4 protein-coding genes (1 of these 4 cut by a window edge) are annotated in these 2,500 nt (G+C 66.4%); all 4 read left to right on the forward strand.

From position 1 onward, the window contains the following. Position 1 precedes the first annotated feature (1 nt). Tightly spaced (at most 5 nt apart), the 4 genes in view from tuf to rplD form a layout consistent with a single transcriptional unit that may run on beyond the window. Positions 2-1,219 carry an elongation factor Tu gene (gene tuf, locus F784_RS0120755; RefSeq protein ID WP_019586270.1) on the forward strand — a complete coding sequence of 406 codons (1,218 nt, stop codon included), beginning with the start codon at positions 2-4 and terminating at the stop codon, positions 1,217-1,219. A gap of 5 nt (positions 1,220-1,224) precedes the next feature. Further along, entirely contained in the window at positions 1,225-1,548 is a 324-nt protein-coding gene (rpsJ, locus tag F784_RS0120760; protein ID WP_019588633.1) for a 30S ribosomal protein S10, read from the forward strand. Next, on the forward strand, positions 1,545-2,165 hold the full coding sequence (gene rplC / locus F784_RS0120765) for a 50S ribosomal protein L3 (protein ID WP_019588634.1): 621 nt from the start codon (positions 1,545-1,547) through the stop codon (positions 2,163-2,165). Before rpsJ ends, rplC begins: the two co-directional genes overlap by 4 nt. A gap of 3 nt (positions 2,166-2,168) precedes the next feature. Beyond that, positions 2,169-2,500: the 5' portion of a 50S ribosomal protein L4 gene (gene rplD / locus F784_RS0120770; protein WP_019588635.1), read on the forward strand. The gene runs 289 nt beyond the window's last position; the window shows 332 of its 621 coding nt (coding positions 1-332); the start codon lies at positions 2,169-2,171; its stop codon lies off the right edge, out of view.

The following is a 2,500-nucleotide window of genomic DNA, read 5'->3' on the forward strand; positions in this document are numbered from 1 at the left end:
CATGGCCAAAGGAACGTTTGAGAGGACGAAGCCGCACGTGAACGTCGGGACGATCGGGCACGTGGACCACGGCAAGACCACCCTGACCGCCGCCATCACCTTCACGGCGGCCGCGATGGACCCCACCGTCGAGAAGCTGGCCTACGACCAGATCGACAAGGCCCCCGAGGAAAAGGCCCGCGGCATCACCATCAACACCGCGCACGTCGAATACAACACCCCCACCCGCCACTACAGCCACGTCGACTGCCCCGGCCACGCCGACTACGTCAAGAACATGATCACCGGCGCCGCCCAGATGGACGGGGCGATCCTGGTGGTCAGCAGCGCCGACGGCCCGATGCCCCAGACCCGCGAGCACATCCTGCTCGCTCGCCAGGTGGGCGTGCCCTACATCGTCGTGTTCATGAACAAGGTGGACATGGTCGACGACGAGGAGCTGCTGGAACTGGTGGAGATGGAAGTGCGCGAGCTGCTCAGCAAGTACGAGTTTCCCGGCGATGACCTGCCGGTGATCAAGGGCAGCGCCCTGCAGGCGCTGGAAGCGCTGCAGGCCAACCCCAAGACCAGCCGCGGCGAGAACCAGTGGGTCGACCGCATCTGGGAACTGCTGGACGCCATCGACAGCTACATCCCCACCCCCGAGCGCGACACCGACAAGACCTTCCTGATGCCCGTCGAGGACGTGTTCACCATCACCGGCCGCGGCACCGTGGCCACCGGCCGCGTGGAGCGTGGCGTGGTGAAGGTGCAGGACGAGGTGGAGATCATCGGGCTGCGCGATACCAAGAAGACCACGGTGACGGGCATCGAGATGCACCGCAAGCTGCTGGATCAGGGCATGGCGGGCGACAACGTGGGGGTGCTGCTGCGCGGCGTGGCCCGTGATGACGTGGAGCGCGGCCAGGTACTGGCCAAGCCGGGCAGCATCAAGCCGCACACCAAGTTCGAGGCCAGCGTGTACGTGCTGTCCAAGGATGAGGGTGGACGTCACTCGGCGTTCTTCGGCGGGTACCGTCCGCAGTTCTACTTCCGCACCACTGATGTGACGGGTGTGGTGGAGCTGGCCGAGGGCGTGGAGATGGTGATGCCCGGTGACAACGTGACCTTCACCGTCGAGCTGATCAAGCCCATCGCCATGGAAGAGGGCCTGCGCTTCGCCATCCGCGAGGGCGGCCGTACCGTCGGCGCGGGCGTCGTCACGAAAGTGTTGGAGTAAACACAATGGTTGCCCCGAAGATTCGTATCAAACTGCGTGGCTTTGACCACAAGGCGCTGGACCAGTCCGCGAGCAAGATCGTGGACACGGTCCGGCGCACCGGGGCGGATGTGGCCGGTCCTGTACCGCTCCCCACCCGCATCCGCCGCTTCACCGTGCTGCGCGGGCCGTTCAAGCACAAGGACAGCCGCGAGCACTTCGAGATCCGCACCCACAACCGTCTGGTGGACATCATGAACCCCACCAAGAAGACGATTGACAGCCTCATGACCCTCGACCTGCCCACGGGTGTGGACATCGAGATCAAGACCGTCGGGGGCCGCGCATGAAGGGCATCCTCGGCACCAAGATCGGCATGACCCAGATCTGGAAGGGCGACCGCGCCGTTCCGGTGACGGTCGTGCTGGCGGGTCCCTGCTCCGTCGTGCAGCGCAAGACCAAGCTGACCGACGGCTACGAGGCCGTGCAGCTGGGTTTTGCCCCCAAGAGCGAGAAGCGCGTCAACCGCCCCCTGATGGGCCACTTCAAGAAGGCGGGGGTCGCCCCCGTGCGCTTCCTGCGTGAGTTCCGCGGCTTCACCCCCGACGGTGACACCGTGAACGTCGACATCTTCGCCGAGGGCGAGAAGATTGACGCGACCGGTACGTCCAAGGGTAAGGGCACGCAGGGCGTCATGAAGCGCTGGAACTTCGCGGGTGGCCCCGCGAGCCACGGCTCCAAGAAGTGGCACCGCCGCCCCGGTTCCATCGGCCAGCGCAAGACGCCCGGCCGCGTGTACAAGGGCAAGCGCATGGCGGGCCACATGGGCATGGAGCGCGTCACCGTGCAGAACCTCGAAGTCGTCGAGGTGCGCCCCGAGGAGAACCTCATCCTGGTCAAGGGTGCCCTCCCCGGCGCGAACGGTGGCCTCGTGGTGCTGCGCCAGGCCGTCAAGGGAGGCAGGTAAGAGATGGCGCAGATTAGCGTTATCGGCAAGAACGGCGGTCGTAGCATCGACCTCGATCTGCCGGAAGTGAACCCGCACGTGCTGCACGAGGTCGTGACCTGGCAGCTCGCCGGTCGCCGCCGCGGCACCGCGAGCACCAAGACGCGCGCCCAGGTCAGCAAGACGGGCAAGAAGATGTACTCCCAGAAGGGCACCGGCAACGCCCGTCACGGCGACCGTGGCGTCCCCACCTTCGTGGGCGGCGGCGTCGCGTTCGGCCCCAAGCCCCGCTCCTACGCCTACACCCTGCCCCGCAAGGTGCGCCAGCTCGGCCTGGCGATGGCCCTGGCCGACCG

It is taken from the genome of Deinococcus apachensis DSM 19763 (assembly GCF_000381345.1).
In the GTDB taxonomy this organism is placed as follows: domain Bacteria; phylum Deinococcota; class Deinococci; order Deinococcales; family Deinococcaceae; genus Deinococcus; species Deinococcus apachensis.

What these genes read in the sequence shown, in the direction of transcription:
- tuf (WP_019586270.1), top strand. Translation starts at nt 2, where the DNA reads ATGGCCAAAGGAACGTTTGAGAGGACGAAGCCGCACGTGAACGTCGGG.
- rpsJ (WP_019588633.1), top strand. Translation starts at nt 1,225, where the DNA reads ATGGTTGCCCCGAAGATTCGTATCAAACTGCGTGGCTTTGACCACAAG.
- rplC (WP_019588634.1), top strand. Translation starts at nt 1,545, where the DNA reads ATGAAGGGCATCCTCGGCACCAAGATCGGCATGACCCAGATCTGGAAG.